The organism is Bifidobacterium sp. UTBIF-78, assembly GCF_006408945.1.
In the GTDB taxonomy this organism is placed as follows: domain Bacteria; phylum Actinomycetota; class Actinomycetes; order Actinomycetales; family Bifidobacteriaceae; genus Bifidobacterium; species Bifidobacterium myosotis.
In genome coordinates this window covers 1-19,097 of sequence record NZ_JFAO01000025.1, presented here as the reverse complement: position 1 = coordinate 19,097, position 19,097 = coordinate 1, and the positions used below count along the sequence as shown (strand labels likewise).

The 19,097-nt window shown below is 61.7% G+C and carries 15 protein-coding genes, 1 tRNA gene and 4 pseudogenes; 19 read left to right on the top strand and 1 reads right to left on the bottom strand.

The window, feature by feature from the left end; all coding sequences use genetic code 11:
• Window positions 1–248 precede the first annotated feature (248 nt).
• From rpsF to BG22_RS06550, 6 genes are all read left to right on the top strand, one after another.
• On the top strand, window positions 249–542 hold the full coding sequence (gene rpsF / locus BG22_RS06575) for a 30S ribosomal protein S6 (protein ID WP_140494265.1): 294 nt from the start codon (window positions 249–251) through the stop codon (window positions 540–542).
• 55 nt (window positions 543–597) lie between these two features.
• The gene (locus tag BG22_RS06570) at window positions 598–1,245 is read left to right on the top strand and encodes a single-stranded DNA-binding protein (RefSeq protein ID WP_140494263.1); all 648 of its coding nucleotides are present in this window, start codon (window positions 598–600) and stop codon (window positions 1,243–1,245) included.
• Window positions 1,246–1,386: 141 nt separating this feature from the next.
• Window positions 1,387–1,635: a 30S ribosomal protein S18 gene (rpsR, locus tag BG22_RS06565; RefSeq protein ID WP_094666626.1), complete on the top strand. Its 249-nt coding sequence runs from the start codon at window positions 1,387–1,389 to the stop codon at window positions 1,633–1,635.
• Between the two features lie 19 nt (window positions 1,636–1,654).
• A complete protein-coding gene (gene rplI / locus BG22_RS06560) occupies window positions 1,655–2,101 on the top strand; it encodes a 50S ribosomal protein L9 (RefSeq protein WP_094666627.1) in 447 nt (148 codons plus the stop codon).
• 784 nt (window positions 2,102–2,885) lie between these two features.
• Window positions 2,886–2,959, top strand: a tRNA-Lys gene (locus tag BG22_RS06555).
• Between the two features lie 806 nt (window positions 2,960–3,765).
• A complete protein-coding gene (locus tag BG22_RS06550) occupies window positions 3,766–4,497 on the top strand; it encodes an MIP/aquaporin family protein (RefSeq protein WP_140494261.1) in 732 nt (243 codons plus the stop codon).
• Between the two features lie 273 nt (window positions 4,498–4,770).
• On the opposite strand, the gene BG22_RS06545 is transcribed toward BG22_RS06550, so the two are convergent.
• On the bottom strand, window positions 4,771–7,563 hold the full coding sequence (locus BG22_RS06545) for an HAD-IC family P-type ATPase (protein WP_140494259.1): 2,793 nt from the start codon (window positions 7,561–7,563) through the stop codon (window positions 4,771–4,773).
• Window positions 7,564–7,665: 102 nt separating this feature from the next.
• On the opposite strand from BG22_RS06545, the gene BG22_RS06540 reads away from it, so the two are divergent.
• The 13 genes and pseudogenes from BG22_RS06540 (at window position 7,666) to BG22_RS06490 (ending at window position 18,967) form a co-directional block, all read left to right on the top strand.
• Complete coding sequence (locus BG22_RS06540; RefSeq protein WP_094666630.1) at window positions 7,666–7,947, top strand: metal-sensitive transcriptional regulator; 282 nt, start codon at window positions 7,666–7,668, stop codon at window positions 7,945–7,947.
• 161 nt (window positions 7,948–8,108) lie between these two features.
• Window positions 8,109–9,545: a DNA recombination protein RmuC gene (locus BG22_RS06535; protein WP_140494257.1), complete on the top strand. Its 1,437-nt coding sequence runs from the start codon at window positions 8,109–8,111 to the stop codon at window positions 9,543–9,545.
• 182 nt (window positions 9,546–9,727) lie between these two features.
• The gene (locus tag BG22_RS06530; RefSeq protein ID WP_181163422.1) at window positions 9,728–10,357 is read left to right on the top strand and encodes an orotate phosphoribosyltransferase; all 630 of its coding nucleotides are present in this window, start codon (window positions 9,728–9,730) and stop codon (window positions 10,355–10,357) included.
• A gap of 265 nt (window positions 10,358–10,622) precedes the next feature.
• Window positions 10,623–11,106, top strand: a pseudogene (locus BG22_RS11495) (RNA methyltransferase); the annotation flags it as partial.
• A gap of 86 nt (window positions 11,107–11,192) precedes the next feature.
• A pseudogene (locus tag BG22_RS11490) lies at window positions 11,193–11,468 on the top strand (TrmH family RNA methyltransferase); the annotation flags it as partial.
• Between the two features lie 155 nt (window positions 11,469–11,623).
• Complete coding sequence (locus tag BG22_RS06520) at window positions 11,624–12,565, top strand: ATP-binding cassette domain-containing protein (protein ID WP_140494252.1); 942 nt, start codon at window positions 11,624–11,626, stop codon at window positions 12,563–12,565.
• Window positions 12,562–13,650, top strand: coding sequence for a permease of ABC transporter system (locus BG22_RS06515; protein ID WP_140494250.1), 1,089 nt, complete (start codon window positions 12,562–12,564; stop codon window positions 13,648–13,650). The genes BG22_RS06520 and BG22_RS06515 overlap by 4 nt, the downstream gene beginning before the upstream one ends.
• Window positions 13,651–13,835: 185 nt before the next feature.
• A complete protein-coding gene (gene gatC / locus BG22_RS06510) occupies window positions 13,836–14,135 on the top strand; it encodes an Asp-tRNA(Asn)/Glu-tRNA(Gln) amidotransferase subunit GatC (RefSeq protein ID WP_094666634.1) in 300 nt (99 codons plus the stop codon).
• Window positions 14,136–14,140: 5 nt separating this feature from the next.
• Window positions 14,141–15,691, top strand: coding sequence for an Asp-tRNA(Asn)/Glu-tRNA(Gln) amidotransferase subunit GatA (gene gatA, locus BG22_RS06505; RefSeq protein ID WP_140494248.1), 1,551 nt, complete (start codon window positions 14,141–14,143; stop codon window positions 15,689–15,691).
• A gap of 30 nt (window positions 15,692–15,721) precedes the next feature.
• Entirely contained in the window at window positions 15,722–17,221 is a 1,500-nt protein-coding gene (gatB, locus tag BG22_RS06500) for an Asp-tRNA(Asn)/Glu-tRNA(Gln) amidotransferase subunit GatB (protein ID WP_094666636.1), read from the top strand.
• 318 nt (window positions 17,222–17,539) lie between these two features.
• Window positions 17,540–18,344: pseudogene (locus tag BG22_RS06495) on the top strand (GNAT family N-acetyltransferase); the annotation flags it as partial.
• A 194-nt stretch (window positions 18,345–18,538) separates the two neighbouring features.
• Window positions 18,539–18,646: pseudogene (locus tag BG22_RS11485) on the top strand (N-acetyltransferase); the annotation flags it as partial.
• Between the two features lie 6 nt (window positions 18,647–18,652).
• Entirely contained in the window at window positions 18,653–18,967 is a 315-nt protein-coding gene (locus BG22_RS06490; protein WP_033890645.1) for a DUF2469 domain-containing protein, read from the top strand.
• Window positions 18,968–19,097 lie beyond the last annotated feature (130 nt).

Below are 19,097 nucleotides of genomic sequence, written 5' to 3'. Positions count from 1 at the left end.
TCATACGCTTATCGGATTGCCTAAAACAGCACCATTCCGCACTTTTCCGAACTGTCCGGGTGTGTCGTCGGGGTATCGGCGGGAGTGCCGGCGGGCGGCTCGCGTGGCCATGCGCCGCTGTCTTGACCTGCGCATAGCATGGGCAAGTTGCCCAAAGGGGTATTGCGCAGATGTGCATGCTCCGGGCAAGCGTATACACACTCCTGCCACGGAACGTCCGTGGCCGATTAGTCCGAAGGAGGTGGGTGATGTCTGCGCACAAGTACGAACTGATGTTCATCGCCGATCCTGAGCTGGATGAGCGCGGTCTGAAGAAGCTGACCGAGCAGTATCTGGAACTCGTCACCAAGGAAGGCGGTTCCGTCGATGAGCCCGATTACTGGGGTCGTCGCAAGCTCGCCTACGAGATTGCCGGCAAGACCGAGGGCAACTACGTCGTGGTGACCTACACCGCCGAGTCCGCTGTCAGCGACGAGCTCGACCGTGTGCTCAACCTCAACGAATCCGTGATCCGTACGAAGATCCTTCGTAAGGACGCCTGAGTTACAGCGTTTCAGTCAGCTGATGCTGGCAAGTGAGTGAAAGTCAAGGACCGTTATGGCAGGCGAAACCGTCATTACCATCGTGGGCAATCTCACCTCGGACCCCGAACTGCGCACTATTGGCAGCGGCGCGACCGTGGCGAGCTTCACGATTGCCTCCACTCCGCGCACCTATAACCGTCAGACCAACCAGTTCGAGGATGGTCAGGCGCTGTTCATGAGGTGCTCAGCATGGCGTGACCTTGCCGACCACTGCGCTCAGACCCTGAAGAAGGGCATGCGTGTGATCGCCCAAGGCCGTTTGCAGCAGCGCTCCTATCAGGCGCAGGACGGTTCCCAGCGCACCGTCGTGGAGATGCAGCTTGACGAAATCGGTCCTTCCCTGAGGTACGCCACCGCGCAGGTGACCCGCACGTCGTCCGGTCAGGGCGGCTTCCAGGGTCGCGCCAATGGCGGCTATCAGGGCGGTCAGCCGAACAATGGCTACAGCAATCAGGGTGGTAACGGTGGTTTCCAAGGTGGCTACAACGGTGGCTATCAGGGTGGTGCCGCTTACTCCCAGCAGCCGTCCGCGCCTGCCGCTCCGTCCGCTCCCGCGGCCGATCCGTGGAGCAACGCCGGTTCCTCCGATTCCGGCAGCTTCTCGACGTTCGGCGCCTCCTCCGATTTCGGCGGTGGCGACGACAACGACCCGGAGTTCTGATTCCGTTCGGACTGGTCAGGTACCGGTCCTTGGGCGGATTCAGACGAAGTGGGCAAAGCGACGCGATATCTGATTCGCGCGTTCGCCATGCCCTTCACTTGCCAATCAGCATAAGCAATATCGATTTTTAAGGAGAACATCATGTCACGTAAGAGGCCGCAACCGCCGGTCAAGCCGTTCAAGAAGAAGCCGAACCCGCTGAAGGCTGCCAAGATCAGCGTGATCGATTACAAGGACGTTGCGCTGCTGCGCAAGTTCATTTCCGATCGCGGCAAGATCCGTTCCCGTCGTATCACCGGTGTCACCGTGCAGGAGCAGCGCGAGATCTCCAAGGCGATCAAGAACGCCCGCGAGATGGCCCTGCTGCCGTACGCCACTTCGGGTCGCTGAGTTAGGGAGGCTTTGAACAATGGCTGAAACCAAGGTTATTCTCACCAAGACCGTGTCCAACCTGGGCCACGCCGGTGATGTCGTGAACGTGAAGGCCGGCTACGCCCGCAACTTCCTGTTCCCGCAGCACCTCGCCTTCGCTTGGACCAAGGGCGCTGAGGCTCAGATCACCGCCATGAAGCGCGCTCGTCTGGCCAAGGCCGTCGCCACCCGCGAAGAGGCCGTCGCCGCCAAGGCCGCCATCGAGGGCACGACCGTCGAGATCGCCGCCAAGGTGTCCGAGTCCGGCAAGCTGTTCGGTGGCATTTCCACTGAGGCCATCGCCATCGCTTTGTCCGACAAGGCCCCGGTGAACCCGAAGGCCATCGAGGTCGAGCCCATCAAGACCACCGGCGATTTCCCCGCCAAGGTGGTCCTCCACCCGGAGATCACCGCTTCCTTCTTCGTGAAGGTCGTGGCCGAGTGAGTCATTCCGGCTTTGCGCTGGAATCTTTCAGACTGAAGGTCTGAGCTTAAGCATCGAAAAGCCCCGTGTTCGCATGATTATGGCATGCGACGCGGGGCTTTTCGTATTTGGGTGTGTTTGGCTGTACCTGGGTGTATTTGGGTGTACCTGGGTGTGTTTGGTTGTACCTGGGTGTGTTTGGTTGTACCTGGGTGTGTTTGACTGCATCCGGTTGTGTATGCCCGTGTTTAGCGGCAACCGGGTGTGACTGGGTGCATCCATCTGGTTATGTCTGGCTGCATCGGTGTCCCGTGATGGATAACTGTCGGTTTTCGCAGCAAGACTGTCGGACCTCGACGGACGACTGTCGGTTCTCAACGCTTGAGTGTCGGACCTCGTACAAAATATGTACGTAATCCGACACTCAAGCGTTGAAATCCGACAGTCATGCGTCGAGGTCCGACACTCAAGCGTCGAGAACCGACAGTCAACTGGTGTCAGTCCGGCAGTTTTAGCGGAGCGGTGGAGTGAAGCGCCGATGATGGCATGTAAGAACCGTCATTTTAAGGTGGTGATACTGGGCTGGAGGTCGGACGCCTATGGTCTGCATGGTTGGCAACGAGTATGTATATTTTGTAAAGGCCTTCCACTGGTGTGATGGGAGGTGGGCTGATGTCGTCGAGACGGCTCGAAATCCCGTTTTAAAAAACGTTGGAATTCCGGGCGACACGCCGGAGGTTGCATTCGTCTTGAATCTGAGTATATTTATCACCTGTTGCAAGGAACACTTCAACAGCTAACCACTGCCCCCGTAGCTCAGTTGGTTAGAGCAGCTGACTCTTAATCAGCGTGTCCAGGGTTCGAGTCCCTGCGGGGGCACACTTAAGGCATCGACTTCGGTCGGTGCTTTTCTTGTTTCTCGCCGAAACCCTTTGAAGTATTGGTTTCCCGGGGTTTCTCATATCCGGGGAATGCGCTTCTATCCCTGATTATCCCTGATGGATGGCTGCCACCCATCGTGCAGGCATATCGTTGTGCGCCCCAAAAGGTTGCAGGTGAAACGTGTCTGTTTATGGCCTCGAAAAGCCCATAAACAGACACGTTTCACCTGCAACCCCCATAATCGTGTTCTTTTGCCTGCATCCTAGGCCGTACGCAGACACAAAACACCTGCGATTCAACGCGGCAACATCGATAGGGCGTCCAAGGGCGTCATAACAGACACCTTTTCACCTGCAACCTCTCACGGGCCCCGGCGTCCTTATCTGCGCTACAGGTATTTTGTGCGCTTTCCCGATTTTCGCGTGCAAGGAGCGTGTGGTTCCACACACCATCCAAGCCCACCCATGACGAAACCACCATGCACACCACAATGAAGGGCCACTCAGGTAGCAAGCTGGGTTACAAGGTTCCGGATAGGTCCTGATGGCCAATTCACGCTATAGGGGCTTTGCCGGAATGAGACGATCTCCGGAGTTGCGAATCATCGGCGTGTCGCGATGGGTCACGTACCCTATGGCCTCCCCATTGAAATCATCGGGAAATGAGGGTCCCGTCCGACTTGAGCCGTGGAATGGGCGACGCTCCACGGTTCAGCCCTCGGCGTACGCTTGTCACGTTTGCGCGACTTGGCCTTCGGCCCTATTCGCAGTCACATCCTCATTCGAACGAGAAAAGAAGAAGCAGTGGAATACTCCCTCTTTACCAAGCTGGCTGCCGAGTTCTTCGGCACGGCCATCCTGATGATTTTCGGCAACGGCTCTGTGGCCAATGTCGAGCTCAAGAACACCAAGGGCCATCATGCCGGATGGCTCAACATCGCCATGGGCTACGGTTTCGGTGTGATGTTCCCGGTCCTGATGTTCGGTGCGGTCTCCGGCGCGCACATCAACCCGGCCATGACCATCGCCCAGGCCGTCAATGGCATGTTCCCGTGGAACGAAGTGCTGCCGTACATCATCGCCCAGCTGCTCGGCGCGGCGCTCGGCCAGTTCATCGTCTACCTGACGTACTACCCGCACTACAAGGAGACCGAAGATTCCGACGCCATCTTCGCCACGTTCTGCACCAGCGACGCCGATGACAAGAAGGTCAACTACTTCGTCAACGAGATGTTCGGCACCTTGGTGCTCGTCTTCGGCGCACTGTGCTGCCTGATGGACCCGTGGGGCGAAAAGGACCCGGCCGCCGCCGCGATCGTCGTCGGCTTCATCGTGTGGGGCCTCGTCACCTCCATGGGCGGCCCGACCGGCCCCGGTCTGAACCCGGCCCGTGACCTCATGCCGCGCGTCCTGCACGCCATTCTGCCGATCCCGCACAAGGGCTCCTCCCGCTGGGGCGAGGCGTGGATTCCGGTCGTGGCCCCGATTGTGGGCGCGATCATCGGCGCGTGGATGTTCGTGTTCTTCTTCGGCTGATCGGCACTGGCATACGCCCTACATGCATACAAAAAGGCTCCAACCTCTCAATAGGGGTTGGAGCCTTTGCGATATGCGTTACAAACGTGACCGCAGCGGAGCCGCCGGCCATATGCGCAAATGTCACACGGTGTAGGGATATGCCCACGGTGTAGGGAGTCGATTATCCACTTTGGCGGAATGAAGCCGTTTTGGCTTCCTGCACCATGTGAATTTCCCTACACCGTGGGCGAATCACTACACCGTGGGGTGCGTGAAACGGTGCGATGGGCGTCACTCGCTCAGGAACACCTGCGGCGCCTTCATGAAGTTGGTGGCGCAGTGCTCGCCGCAGAAGTAGTAGGTCTTGCCGTTGTATTCGCGCGTGATGGACTCGGCGTTCGCCGCAACGCTCATGCCGCACACCGGGTCGGTGGCGGTTTCGCCGTCGGCGGGGGCCATGTGATGCATGTGCATGTTCATTTCCATGTGATTCTCCTTGGTTGATGGTGATTGTTCGGACAAGTGCAATGAAGTGCGGTCGTCGACGATAACGGTCGGCTCCCGCCTATTCATGCTGTCGGTCATACTGCCAGCTGTACCGCCAGCCGTACCGTCGTGAGCGCCGTCAGCGACGCCGTCGCCGACAACACCGCCGGCCGATGCGAGGCCGCCGTCGATCCGCGCGCCATGCAGACGATTCGCGTTGAGTACGAGGCACGTCGAGCTCAGGGCCATCGCCAGTCCGGCGATCATCGGGCTGAGCAGCCATCCGGTGAACGGGTAGAGCACGCCTGCCGCAATCGGGATGCCGATTACGTTGTATCCGAAGGCCCAGCCCAGATTCTCCCGAATGTTGCGCATGGTGGCCTGAGAAAGGTCGATGGTCTTGAGCACGCCCCTGAGGTCGCCGCTCATCAGCGTCACGTCCGCGGACTGCATGGCCACGTCCGTGCCCGTGCCGATGGCGATACCCAAATCGGCTTGTGCCAACGCGGGGGCGTCGTTGATACCGTCGCCCACCATGGCGATGAGGTTCGCGGATTGATCGGTGCTGCGAGAACCGCCGACGGGAGTGTTCCGTGCGGTAACAGGGCGTGCGGAGCCGTCCGCTCGGTCGGACGGAGCGGTCGCGGAATCGGGCATCGCTCCCGACAGGCCGTCGCGTTCACGCTGCAGCCTCTCGATCCAGTAGGCCTTGCCATCGGGCTTGACCTCGCAGATCACGGTGTCGATACCCACTTCGCGTGCGATGCGGCTTGCCACGTCCGCCTTGTCGCCGGATAGCATGACCGTACGAATACCACGGGCGCGCAATGCCGCGATGGCCTGTGCCGAGCCTTCCTTGACTGTGTCCTGTTCGTAGCTCGGTCGGCTCCAATCGGCGGATTCGTCCACGATGCCGCGCGTGATGGTGCCGGTCTTGTCGAACACCACGGTGCCGATGCGCCGGGCCCGTTCCAGGGCTTTTGCGCTGGTGACGAGCACACCGTTCGTGGCGCCCAGTCCCAGTGCCACCGTCACCGAAAGTGGGGTGGCCAGTCCCAGCGCGCACGGGCAGGCGATGATCAGTACGCTGACCGCAGTGACCAGAGCGTGGGCCAGTCTCGGATCGGGGCCGACCGATACCCATATCGCGAACGTCCAGATGGCGATGATCATCACTGCGGGCACGAAGTACCGCGCGATGCGATCGGCAAGTTGCTGAACCGGGGCCTTGGTGGCCTGCGCCCGGGCCACGAGGCCGGCGATCTGCGAAAGTACGGTATTCGCGCCCACTTGGGTGATGCGCATGAGCACGTTGCCCTTGAGCAGTACCGTGGCGCCGGTGAGTTGCGTGCCGGCGTTCTTGACGATTGGTTTGGACTCGCCGGTGATCATCGATTCGTCGACGGTGGCCTCGCCGGTCACGGTCTCGCCGTCCGCCGGTATGCGCTCGCCGGCTCGAACGACCACCAGATCGTTGACGGCCAGGGCATCGACGTCCGTGTCCGTCGCGTTGGCCGGGTTCAGCCAGTCGTCGTTGGCCGCATCGATGCCGTCGTTCAGCAGGTGTGCGGTCCGCGGGCGGAGTTTGATCAGGGATTGCACGGCTTTGCCTGTGCCTTCCCTCGCTTTGGTTTCCAGCAGTCGTCCGACCAGAACCAGCGTGATGACCACGCCGACCGATTCGAAATACGGTTCGCGGGAGCCCTCCGGGAAGACCCAAGGGGCGATGCAGGTGACCAGACTGTACAGATAGGCGGCCGACGTGCCGAGGGACACCAGCGAATTCATGTCCGGTGAGCGGTGGGCCAGTGCGGGGAAGCCGACCGAATGGATGGGGTGTCCGCAGTAGAACATCACCGGGGTGATGAGGATGGCCTGCAGCCATGGATTGACCATCCAGTGCGGCACGAGCGCAGGGTCGGCCATGTGCAGCATGGTGGCGGCGAACACCGGGATGGTGAGTATCGCGCCGATGACGACCAGTTTGGTGAGGGATTTGATTTCGTTGCGGCGCTCCTGTGCCTCCCGGCGTTCGGCCTCTGCGGCATCCGTGGAGCTTGGGGTCGCGCTGGGCGAGGGGATCGGGTGATGATGGGCGGGCGTCGCTGTTGGGGTCTGTCCGTGCTTGGGGGCGGCGGATGCGCCGGATTCATCGGATGCGTCGGCTGAGCTGAGGGCGCTTTCGGATGACGCGTCGGCATTGCTGGTCGCAGGGCCGTCTTCCACGCGCAGCAGGCCGTGGACCATGTTCATCCCGCAGGCGAAGGGATACTCGCCGGCGGGCAGGGGCGGCAGCTCCACGTTGGTCGTGGCGTTGCCCGGCAGCATTGCGTCCAGTCCGAGATCCGCGAAGACCACATGCGAGGTGCACTCGCCGGTCTCCTGACGGTAGAACGTCAGGGTAGCCGGCAGGCCGGCGCGCATGGTGATGGTCGAGGGGGAGTAGCCGCCTTTGACTGTGATTGTGGCGCGCTGGCGCCCGCCGCTTACCGTTCCGGCCTGTCCGCGTTGCGGTGCGAAGAAGAACCGCAGCACCAGCCACGTCAGTGCGGCAGCTGCCAGCAATGCCACTGCGATCGGAAAGATGTTGAATTCCATAACCGCTCCTTCCCTCTTTATTGTATCGCCAGACAGTGTATACCCTATACCCCTAGAGGGTATATAATAGTGGCGTGTTCAGCTGTGGGAAAAGGAGGGCGCATGCACGGATACGGCGGTGACAAGGCGAAGATCGTGGCGAGGTTGCGTCGTATCGAGGGGCAGGTACGTGCCATTGAACAAATGGTGGAGGATGACAAGTACTGCATCGACGTCCTCACCCAGATTGCCGCGTCGAACTCGGCGCTGAAGTCGGTGGCGTTGCTGCTGCTGGATGACCACCTCAACCACTGCGTCCGTCAGGCTTCCGCGGAAGGCGGCGCGGTGGCCGACGAAAAGCTTGCCGAGGCGTCTGCGGCCATCGCGAGGCTCGTTAAGTCGTGAGGCTCAGGCCGTAAGACTCGTCGGGCCGTGAGATTGTGACGGCCGATTGGTTGCTGTCGTTGTTGCGGTGCTGTGGGTGCCGATGGCGCCGTTTTCGGCTTGTTTTCGTCGCAGACGGTAAAATTTTACCGCCACTGTGAACCGGTGTCATACTGGGAACCATGACTGAGCAAATGGGAACCGTAGTAATCGTGGTCTTCGTGCTGGTGGTGGGCGCTGTGATGGGCCTTGCCGTCGGATTCATGCTGGGGCGGCATAAAGGCCAGGAGATGGCTCGCGGTGCCAAAACCGCGGAGCTTGAGGAGTCACGCTCCGCATTGGAAGCCGCCCGTGCGGACGCCGCCGAGCTCAGGGCCGTCAATGCGGCATCGCGGGCGCAGATCGAAGGCGTCGGCCAGCAGCTGGCATTCGTCAAATCGCAGTTGGCCCAAGCGCAGCAGGCTGAGCAGATTCGCATCCAGCGTGAACGGGAGCGCGCCGCAGCCGAGGCCGAAGAACGTCGCCGGGCGGAGGCCAAGGTGGCTGAAGAGCGTCGGCAGGCGGAAATCCAGGCCGCCGAGACCAAGCGCCGCGAACAGGAAGCCCGGCTCAAGGAGCAGAGCAAGGTGTTGGAGGCTTTGGCGCCCGTGGCCAAGAACCTTGATGCTCTGCAGAACAAGGTCACGCAGATCGAAGAGGGGCGCAAACAGGAGATGGGTGCGCTCGGGGCCCAGCTCAAGGGGCTGAACGATCAGCAGGCCCGATTGGACAAGGAGACCAGCTCGCTGTCCGCCGCATTGCGCAACAACAAGGTTCGTGGCGCGTGGGGCGAGGCGCAGCTCAAGAACATCGTGGAATCGGCCGGGCTGCTCGAGCATGTCGATTTCGATACACAGGTGGTGGTCAACAGCGCTGATGGGCGCACGCTGCGTCCTGACATGATCGTCCATCTTCCCGGTGGGAAGACCATTCCGATCGATGCCAAGGTGCCGTATGCCGATTACCAGCGTGCTTGCGAGATTCCGGAGACGGCATCGCCGGAGGAATTGGTGCGTCGTGATGAGCTGCTGCGCTCGCACGCCAAGGCATTGCGCGAACATGTGCGCGCCTTGGGGGAGAAGGCGTATTGGAACGCCTTCGATACGGCTCCGGACTTCGTGGTGGCGTTTATCCCCAACGAGGCTTTGCTGCAGGCGGCGCTTGAGGCCGACCCTACACTGATGGATGACGCCTTCTCCCGCAAGGTGGCGTTGACCTCGCCGGTGACCCTGTGGGCGGTTCTGAAATCCGTGGCCTACGCATGGCAGCAGCAGTCCCTGACCGACGACGCCAAGCAGTTGTTCGATCTGTCGCGCGAGCTGTACGATCGATTCGCCGTATTGGGTGACTATGCCACAAAACTGGGCGCGCAGATCACCAAGACTGTGGGAGCGTATAACAAGTTCGCGGCCAGCCTGGAGAAGCGTGTGCTGCCCACCGCGCGCAAACTGCAGAAGATTGAGCCCACTAAAATCATTGAGGAAGTGCCGTTGATCGAATCGGACAAGGCCAATGTCAATGAACTGTCCGCCCCCGAGGTCATTCCGCCGGACACGGGCGAGTCGGAGGATGCGCGATGATGTAAGCAGTGATGCCGTTGGAAGGGGCATCGTTGGGCGGGTGATGCCGTTGGGTAGTGAATGCAATGGCTGATGATGTCACTGGACGGTGACGCTGCTGGGTGGTGGCATACTAGGCGGCGATGTGCGATACGGCGAAATCACAGTGCGGTGATGACTCCCTCAGGCGATAGTCTGAAGTCATGACTGAATCAGGATTCCGCTCAACCGGTACACCGGATCTCGCCGCACCCCGGAACACCACCGACTTCGCCCAGCTGGACCCGCGCGAACAGCTGGCCTCCCTGCTCAAGGAGCATGTGGTCGGGCGTCCCTTCTCCGAGCTGTCGGCGGTGACGTTCGACCATCGTGCTGCCGTGGTCATGGGGCATGTGTTGCTGGACGCCTTGGAGGATGCCGGCTATTCGGTAGATGACTTCGACGCGGTCGGCGCGCTGACCGCCGCTGCGGTGCCGATGGTGTCGGCGATGATACAAGCCGCCGCATCCCGCGGGCAGGATCTTGACGGCTTTGTGATGGATTTCGTCTATCCGTCCATCAAGGGACCGTCCATCGCCGGTCGTCGCGTGGTGTTGCTGGACGCTTGGCTTTCCGAGAAGTCGTATGTGCAGACCAGCTCGTTGGTCACGCTGCGCAACGGCAACGAGCTCAGCCTCGATTTCGGCGTCGTCGATCAGTTGGGAGCATCCGTGGTCGCCATCGCGGCATTGGTCGGCGGCGGCGCCAAGGACATCAACGTGGTCAATCCCTCCACGGGAGATAGCCATGTGTTGCCGTTCGTCCAGGTCTTCGACGAAGCCGAGCTGCGCTGACACATACCGTTATATACCGCCAAACTGCGCTGAAGACATATCCCATTGCGCGCAGTTGGTGCGTAAACCTTCGGTCCTGTGTCGGCACAGCCGTTCTCGGGTTCTGAATATCCCCGGCGAACACGAGATAGCGAGATAGTTAGGCCTGTGCTGGCACAGCCGTTCCGGCTTGAGGGCATCCGGCATTGAAGCGTGTTCTAGCGTTCTGGCTACTCGCGGGTGATGAAGGCAAAGTCTCGGAAAAGCGTTTGTAAGAGGAGTGATTGTGCACGCACCGAACCAGATCTCCCTGGCGGCCAAGGCATCGGGCGAACCGGAATTTCGTGAGGTGGGTCTCGGCCCGTGGTGTGAGTCCCACCCCGGCGAACCCCGCCCCGATGATCCCGCCTCGCCGAATTACGACGGCCGGTACGATTCGGCGCTGCTGGACGAAGGTGACCGTCGTAACGTGCTCGACCGGTACCGCTACTGGTCCGTGGCCGCCATCAAGGCGGATTTGGATGCTCGCGGCCGGCATGATTTCGAAGTCGCGGTGGAGAACTGGACGCATGATTTCAACATCGGGTCCATGGTGCGTACCGCCAATGCGTTCCAAGCACGCCGCGTTCATATTGTGGGACCGCATAAATGGAACCGCAAGGGCGCTCTGATGACCGAGCTCTATCAGCACGTCGAGCATCATCCGTCCATCGCCGAATTGGTGGAGTGCTGGCGCAACCGCATCGCCGGCGAGATCGCCGCCGAACGCGCCCGTGCCGGAGCCGCAGCCATCCACGCTCATGATGTGGCCGTCGATGGCGACAACCAGCGGTTGCATGCGCTGCTGGCTGAAATCGACGCCTGCGATGCCCGCATCAAGGAGCTGGAGTCTTCTCGCATCATCGCGCTCGACATCATTCCCGGTGCCGTGCCCATGGAGACCTATGCCTTTCCCAAGCGCTGCCTGCTCCTCTTCGGGGCGGAAGGCCCGGGATTGAGCCGGAAGGCCCTCGATCTCGCCGACGACGTGGTCTATATCTCGCAATTCGGCTCAGTGCGATCCATCAATGCCGGAGCCGCCGCGGCCGTGGCCATGCACGCCTGGATCGCCCAGCACGCCGTCATCGCTTGAACCGCATGATAGTGCCCCGCGAAGCGGGTCTGAGGGGTAGCGAATTCGTCAATGATCTTCCGACTCGGAACACTAGGCTGGACTATCCGATAACGTGCGGTAGCCATATGTTGACATCGCTGGTGTGGCATGGGCCTTTCGTCTACAGTTGAATCATGATAGAGATTGAAGGGCTCAGCAAACGGTTCAAAACCAAGCAGGCGCTCAACGATGTGACCTTCACCGCCGAAGACGGCAAAGTCACCGGCTTTCTCGGCCCCAACGGCGCCGGCAAATCGACCACCATGCGTGCCGTGCTGGGGCTCATCACCCCGGATCGCGGTCGTGCGCTCATTGACGGCAGGCCATACGTCACACTGCGCGCGCCGATGCGGGCGGTCGGCGCAGTGCTTGACGCCAAATCCGCGTACCCTTCGCGCTCGGCCATCGACCATCTCAAAGCCTTGGCCTACACCAACGACATTCCACGTCGTCGTGTGAACGAGGTCCTCGATATCACGGGTCTCACCGCCGTGGCGAAGAACAAGGCCGGACGGTTCTCGTTGGGCATGAGCCAACGGCTGTCCATCGCGGCGGCGCTGTTGGGTGACCCGCGCAACCTGATCCTCGACGAGCCCATCAACGGTCTTGACCCGGAAGGCGTCAAATGGGTGCGTGAGCTCTGCCGCCACTTTGCCGCCCAAGGCCGGGCCGTGCTGCTGAGTTCCCACCTGATGAGCGAAGTCGCCCTCACCGCAGACAATCTGGTGATCATCGGCCAAGGGCGCATTCTGGAAACCACCACGGTGAACGCATTCGTGGCCGAGCACTCCACCAAATCACTGCGCGTGGTCACACCCGAGCCGCAAAAGCTGCTGGCGATCTTCTCCCGTGCCCCACAGATCACGGTCACCATGGAACAACGCACACCCAACGATCCGCCAACGGGTGATGTGTTCCGCATCATCGGCGCGAATCTTGACGCCGCGGCGCGGGTCTTCGCCCAGGCGCAGCTCGTCACCTACGAATTCCTCGAGGAGCATGCCTCGCTTGAGGAGGCGTATATGGCTTTGACCCATGACCAAATCGAATACCGAGCCAAGGAGGTCACGCGATGAACGCTTCCGCAGGCAATGCCTCCGCCAATGATGCCATCGGAATCATTCCCAACGATGTTTCCGTCAGTCCGACCGGCGCGACACCGGAACCATCAATCGGCGTTACACCGGCCACCGTACCGGACACCAGATCCGACGTGATGCCCGGTCCCGCATACGCCACTGCCGCCATCTCGGACGGCAGTGCAACCAGCCGCCGGGCCAATCGTTGGAATCGTCGCATCCGTCTCACGTTCATGGGCGTGCTGCGCGCCGAATTGCTCAAGCTCAAGTCGCTGACTTCGACATGGATTCTGATGGGGCTGTCTGTGCTGCTCATCGTCGGCATGGCGGCGCTGGGCACTTGGAGCACAATGTTCATGGCGTCGGTGGATCTGAATACAGGCCAGCAACTGGACTCGCCCAGACCCGTGTCTGCGGCTGATGTGTGGTCCGTCCTCGCCTCGTCCGGCACCACCGCTGCGTTGGTCTTCGGCATCTTCGGCGTCATGGCCATTACCAGTGAGTACACCACGTCGGCGGTGCAGGCCAGTCTGGTGGCGAATCCGAGACGCGGCATGTTCTACGTCGGCAAGTCACTGGCTGTGGCGCTGTTCTCCGTGGCTGCGAGCCTCGTTGGCATTGCGGCTGCCGGGTTGGTGGTGTGGCTCATGTCTCGCGGCCATGAGATCACCGCTTTGGGCGATGACCAGATGCGCATCATTCCGGTCACATTGGTGGGTTTTCCGGTGGTCATCATGCTGGTTGCGCTGCTCGCGGTCGGGCTGGGCGGTCTGACTCGTTCCACCGTGGGCGGCGTGTGCGCGGTGATAGTCCTGTTCATGGTGCTCTCGTCGGTGCTGTCCCTGACCTCCGTGCTGATGAACCAGTTCGAATGGCTGGGCACGTTGAGCTATCTGGCGCCGGACGCCGCCATGAACCGGTTCCTATCGGGTGGCGTCGAGTCGTCGTCGGTGCCGGTCGCACTTGAGAAGCCGAGTTACTGGATTCCCTCGTGGTGGCAGTCCGGTCTGTTGCTGTTCGCGTGGAGTACTGTGCTGTGGGGCACTGGCCTGGTCACCGTCAAGCGCATCGATGTGAAGTAGCGGACGGGTTATATAGGTGCTCTATATAGGTCCCACGGATGTGGCTCGTCCGATGATCGGGAACGAGGACGACCGCATCGGTCCGGAAAATTGACGCTGTGAACGTCTCAGCGTCAGTAATTCGATGTTCCATACAGTGCGAACTCGCATTCCGCGTGTCACAAACCGCTCGTATAGTTAAGCCCATGCCAACATTTTCACGCGAAGAAATCGTGCATTTGGGCGATCTTGCCCGAATCGCGCTCACCGATGAGGAAATCACCCGTCTGCAGGGCGAACTGAACGTCATCGCAGACTCCATCAACAAGGTCCAGGAAGTCGCCTCCGACGACGTCCCGCCCACCGCCAACCCGGTTCCGCTGGAAGCCTACCTGCGCCCGGACGTAGCCGAGACCCCGCTCACGCAGGCCGAGGCGCTCGCCGGTGGCCCGAAGACCGAGGCCGGCATGTTCGTGGCACCGCGAATCCTGGGAAGCGAGGAGTGAACCCGATGAGCACCGTAAGCAACGAAACCGCAACTCTGGTCAAGCTGTCCGCCGCCGAGCAGGCCGCAGCCGTCAAGAAGGGCGATGTGACCTCCCGCGAGCTGGTCGAGGCCCACCTCAAGGTGATCGAAGCCGCCGAGCCGTCCATCAAGGCCTTCCTCAAGGTCTCCGGCGACGTGGCCCTCGAGCAGGCCGACGCCTTCGACGCCAAGACGGCGGAAGAGAAGGCCACCCTGCCTGAACTGGCCGGTGTGCCGATCGCCATCAAGGACATGATCGTCACCAAGGGCATCGAGACCACCGCAGCCTCCAAGATTCTCGAAGGCTGGGTGCCGCCGTACGACGCCACCGTCATCGAAAAGCTCAAGGCCGCCGGCATGCCGATCCTTGGCAAGACCAACCTGGATGAGTTCGCTCAGGGCTCCTCCACCGAGCACTCCGCCTACCAGACCACCCACAATCCGTGGGATACCGAGCGCGTGCCCGGTGGTTCCGGCGGTGGCTCCGCCTCTGCGGTCGCCGCGTTCGAGGCCCCGCTGGCCCTCGGCACCGACACCGGTGGCTCGATTCGTCAGCCCGGCGCCCTGACCGGCACCGTGGGCGTCAAGCCCACCTACGGCGGCGTCTCCCGCTTCGGCGCCATCGCCATGGCGTCCTCGCTCGACCAGATCGGCCCGGTCTCCCGCACCGTGCTCGACTCCGCCCTGCTGCAGGAAGTCATCGGCGGCCATGACCGCCGCGACTCCACCTCCATCCCCGAGGGCCCGCGCCCGATGGTCGCCGCCGCCCGTGAAGGTGCCAAGCGCGATCTCAAGGGCCTCAAGGTCGGCCTGATCAAGGAGCTCGGCGGCGACGGCTTCCAGCCCGGCGTCGAGGCCCGCTTCAACGAGGCCGTCGACAAGCTCAGGGAGATGGGTGCCGAGGTCAGCGAGGTGTCCATTCCGCACATCGGCTACTCGCTCGGTGCGTACTACATCATCATGCCGTCCGAGGTCAGCTCCAACCTGGCCCGGTACGACGGCATGCGCTACGGCCTGCGCGTGATGCCGCCGGCCGACGTGCCGCAGACCGCCGCCAACATGATGGCCTACACCCGTGAGGCAGGCTTCGGCGACGAGGTCAAGCGCCGTATCATCCTGGGCACCTATGCCCTGTCCGCCGGCTACTACGATGCCTGGTACGGCTCGGCCCAGAAGGTCCGCACGCTTATCATCCACGACTTCGAGGCCGCGTTCCAGCAGGTCGATGTGCTGGTCGCCCCGACCAGCCCGTCCACCGCCTTCAAGTTCGGCGAGAAGATGAACGATCCGCTGGCCATGTACATGAACGACATCGCCACCATTCCGGCCAACCTCGCCGGCGTGCCCGCCATGTCCATCCCGGCCGGTCTGTCGGACGACGGTCTGCCCGTGGGCTTCCAGTTCATCGCCCCGCAGCAGCGTGACGAGGTCATGTACAAGCCGGCCGCCGCGCTGGAGGCCGCGCTTGAGGAGGACTGGAACGGTCCGATCTGGAAGGACCTCAAGGCCCCGTGGCTCGACGGTCTCGACAAGTGACGGAAGCATCGGAAGGGAAACACAAACATCATGGCTGAAAAACTGATGAAGTACGCCGATGCCACCAAGAAGTATGACGTGGTCTTCGGCTTGGAAACGCATGTGGAGCTCAGCACGAACACCAAGCTGTTCTGCCCGGCCCATATCGAGTTCGGCGGCGAACCGAACACGCAGCTGACCCCGGTGAGCCTCGGTCTGCCGGGCTCGCTGCCGGTGGTCAACAAGGCTGCGGTCGACTACGCGATCAAGCTGGGTCTGGCCCTGCACTGCGAGATCAACGAGTGGAGCCAGTTCGCCCGTAAGAACTACTTCTACCCGGACATGCCGCGCGACTACCAGATTTCCCAGTACGACAAGCCGACCAACGGCAACGGCTATCTGGACGTTGAGCTGGAGGACGGCACCGTCTTCCGTGTGCCGATCGAGCGCGCCCACATCGAGGACGACGCCGGCAAGAACACCCATGTGGGTGGTGCCGACGGCCGCATCGAGGGCGCCGACCACTCCCTCGTGGACTACAACCGCGCCGGTGTGCCGCTGATTGAGATCGTCACCAAGCCGATCGAGGGTGCGGGCGACCGTGCTCCCGAAATCGCCGGCGCCTACATGCGCGCCATCCGTGACATCGTGCGTGCGCTGGGCATCTCCCACGCCCGCATGGAGCAGGGCAACATGCGCGCCGACGTCAACGTCTCGCTGCGCCCGTCCGCCGACGCCCCGTACGGCACCCGTTCCGAAACCAAGAACGTGAACTCCTTCCGCGGCATCGAGAAGACCATCCAGTACGAGATCCGCCGTCAGGCCGCGCGCCTTGATGAAGGCAAGGAGATTCTGCAGGAGACCCGTCACTGGGACGAGGCCACGCAGACCACGGCCGGCGGCCGCGTCAAGTCCGATGCGGACGACTACCGCTACTTCCCGGACCCCGATCTGGTGATGCTGCACATCACCAAGGAACACATCGCCGAGATCGAGTCCCAGATGCCGGAGATGCCGCGTGAGCGCCGCAACCGTCTCAAGACCGAGTGGGGTCTGACGGATCTGCAGATGCGCGACATCCTCAACGCCGACGCCCTCGACCTGATCGAGGAGACCGTCAAGGCCGGTGCCAAGGCCGCCGGCGCCCGCAAGTGGTGGCTGGGCGAGCTGTCCCGCGCCGCCAACGCGCAGGGCGTCTCCCTCGAGGAGCTGCCGATCACCCCGGCCGACGTGGCTGAAGTCGAGAAGCTCATCGCCGACGGCAAGCTCAACGACAAGCTCGCCAAGCAGACCGTCGAAGGCGTGCTCAAGGGCGAAGGCACCCCGGATGAGGTCGTCAAGAAGCACGGCTACAAGATCGTCGAGGACAACGGCGCCATCGAGGCGGCCGTCGATGCGGCGTTCGAGGCCAACCCTGACGTGGTCGAGAAGCTCAAGAGCGGCAACATGAAGCCGATGGGCGTGATCATCGGCGCCGTGATGAAGGCCACCCGCGGTCAGGCCGACGCCAAGGCCGTCACCAAGGTCGTCATGGGCAAGATCAAGGGCTGAGCCGTGGCGTCGTATCACATTGCCTGATCGGTCGGTCAGGTCGATGATGATATGACGCGACGCGCTCGCTTCGGGCTCCCCTCACTCGAGGGGAGCCTTTTTGCATCAGGGGTGCTGTCGGGCCACCGCCATAGTCGGGCGAGGAATGGTCTCCAAGAGGGATAACCGCCCATCCGTTGCCGATACCGGCATGACTTGGTGAAAGTAACTCGGTGAACGTGTGGCAAATATCCCATTTCAGCCCATTTTCAGCGTTCGTCCAGTCGAGTAAGATATGTTCGGCACTGCAATGTGAGTCGAAACAGGGGACAAATACCAATGGCAGGGACCAACGAGGTGTTGAGCGTGGCTACCGATACTCAGTTGAGGCGTGATTTGCCGGACAGCATTGTCATTCCGCCGATTCGCGGAGAAATGGTGCATCTGCGTCCAGCCACCGTGGATGATTTGCCGCGGCTCGACGAGCTCGACGCCTTCTATGGGGCCTCCAAGATCACCGGAAAGGACGCCGCCACCGAACGTGCAGTGGTCCATACGTGGGTCCGCCGTTCCCAAGCCTGGGAGCACGGTCAGGCGCCGACCGAGTCCGGTGTGGGCGATCCGGAATCGCGTCGCACCATCGCATGGGCCGTACTCACCGACGCCGACCATGACGACGACGGTAAGGTGGACGCCTCCTCGACCGCCAACGTGATCGGCATGATCTTCCTCATCGACGTTGACGGCTGGTCCCGGTCCGCCCGCATCCAGATCATTCTTGGACGGGATTACCGCGGTCGCGGCTATTCCCGTGACGCCATGCCGCGCGTGATGACCTACGGCTTCGCGCCCGAGCCGGCCGGACTGGGCATGCACCGTATCTGGGTGAGCGTGCCCGAGAAGAACACCCGTTCCATCTCCGTCTACCAATCGCTCGGCTTCGTGCCCTCCGGTACCTCGCGTGACGCGTTGTGGGATGCCGAGAACAACAAGTACCAGGATCTTATCGTCATGGACACGCTGGTGGACGAGTACGATCCGATCCGTTCGCTGGACGCTTTTGGCATGCACCTGATCGAGGACAACCCGGGCGTCAAGGAGGCGCTGAGCGCGCGCGAGCACTCCATCGCCATCCAGCAGAAGCGTTCGACCGGTTCCGCAACAGGGAATGTGGCCGATGCCGACGCATCCACGGGGGCAGCCGATATCCTTGGTGAGGCGCCTCAGGAGCCCGGACATGGCAGCCGGTCGGCGGACGACGTCAGTAGAACCGCGCAGCATCAGGATTTCGCTGAAGGCAGGGCCAAGGAGCCGCACACGGTGGCCGAACGGGTCGCGGACGAGGAAAGCAACTGGCCGTACGGCCAAGGCGAGCGTAAGACCTCGAAGGAAGCATGGTGGCGTACACTGGGCCGAGGCCGCAAGCGTGACACGGAAAGTGAGTAATCAAGTATGAGCGCCGAGGATCTCGACAATTACGAAACCGACGCCGAGCTCGCACTGTACAAGGAATACCGGGACGTCATCAAGCTCTTCACCTACGTGGTGGAGACCGAACGCCGCTTCTACTTGGCGAACAAGGTGGATTTCAACGTCCGCTCCGCCGGGCAGGACGTGTATTTCGACGTGCAGCTGACCGACGCATGGGTGTGGGATGTGTATCGTTCCAGCCGTTTCGTCAAGTCCGTACGTATCGTGACGTTCAAGGATGTGAACGTCGAGGAAGTGCAGAAAACCGACATCGACATTCCCGATGACATTCACTGATGTTTCCTGACGGGCGAGTTAGCAGGCTGCGCGCAGAGCGCGTCCATACTTGCCTGACGAGCTGGCCCGTGGAGCGGGTCTGAGGGAGTGACGTCGTCAGGATTCATATATATGGGTCGCTGACCACTTG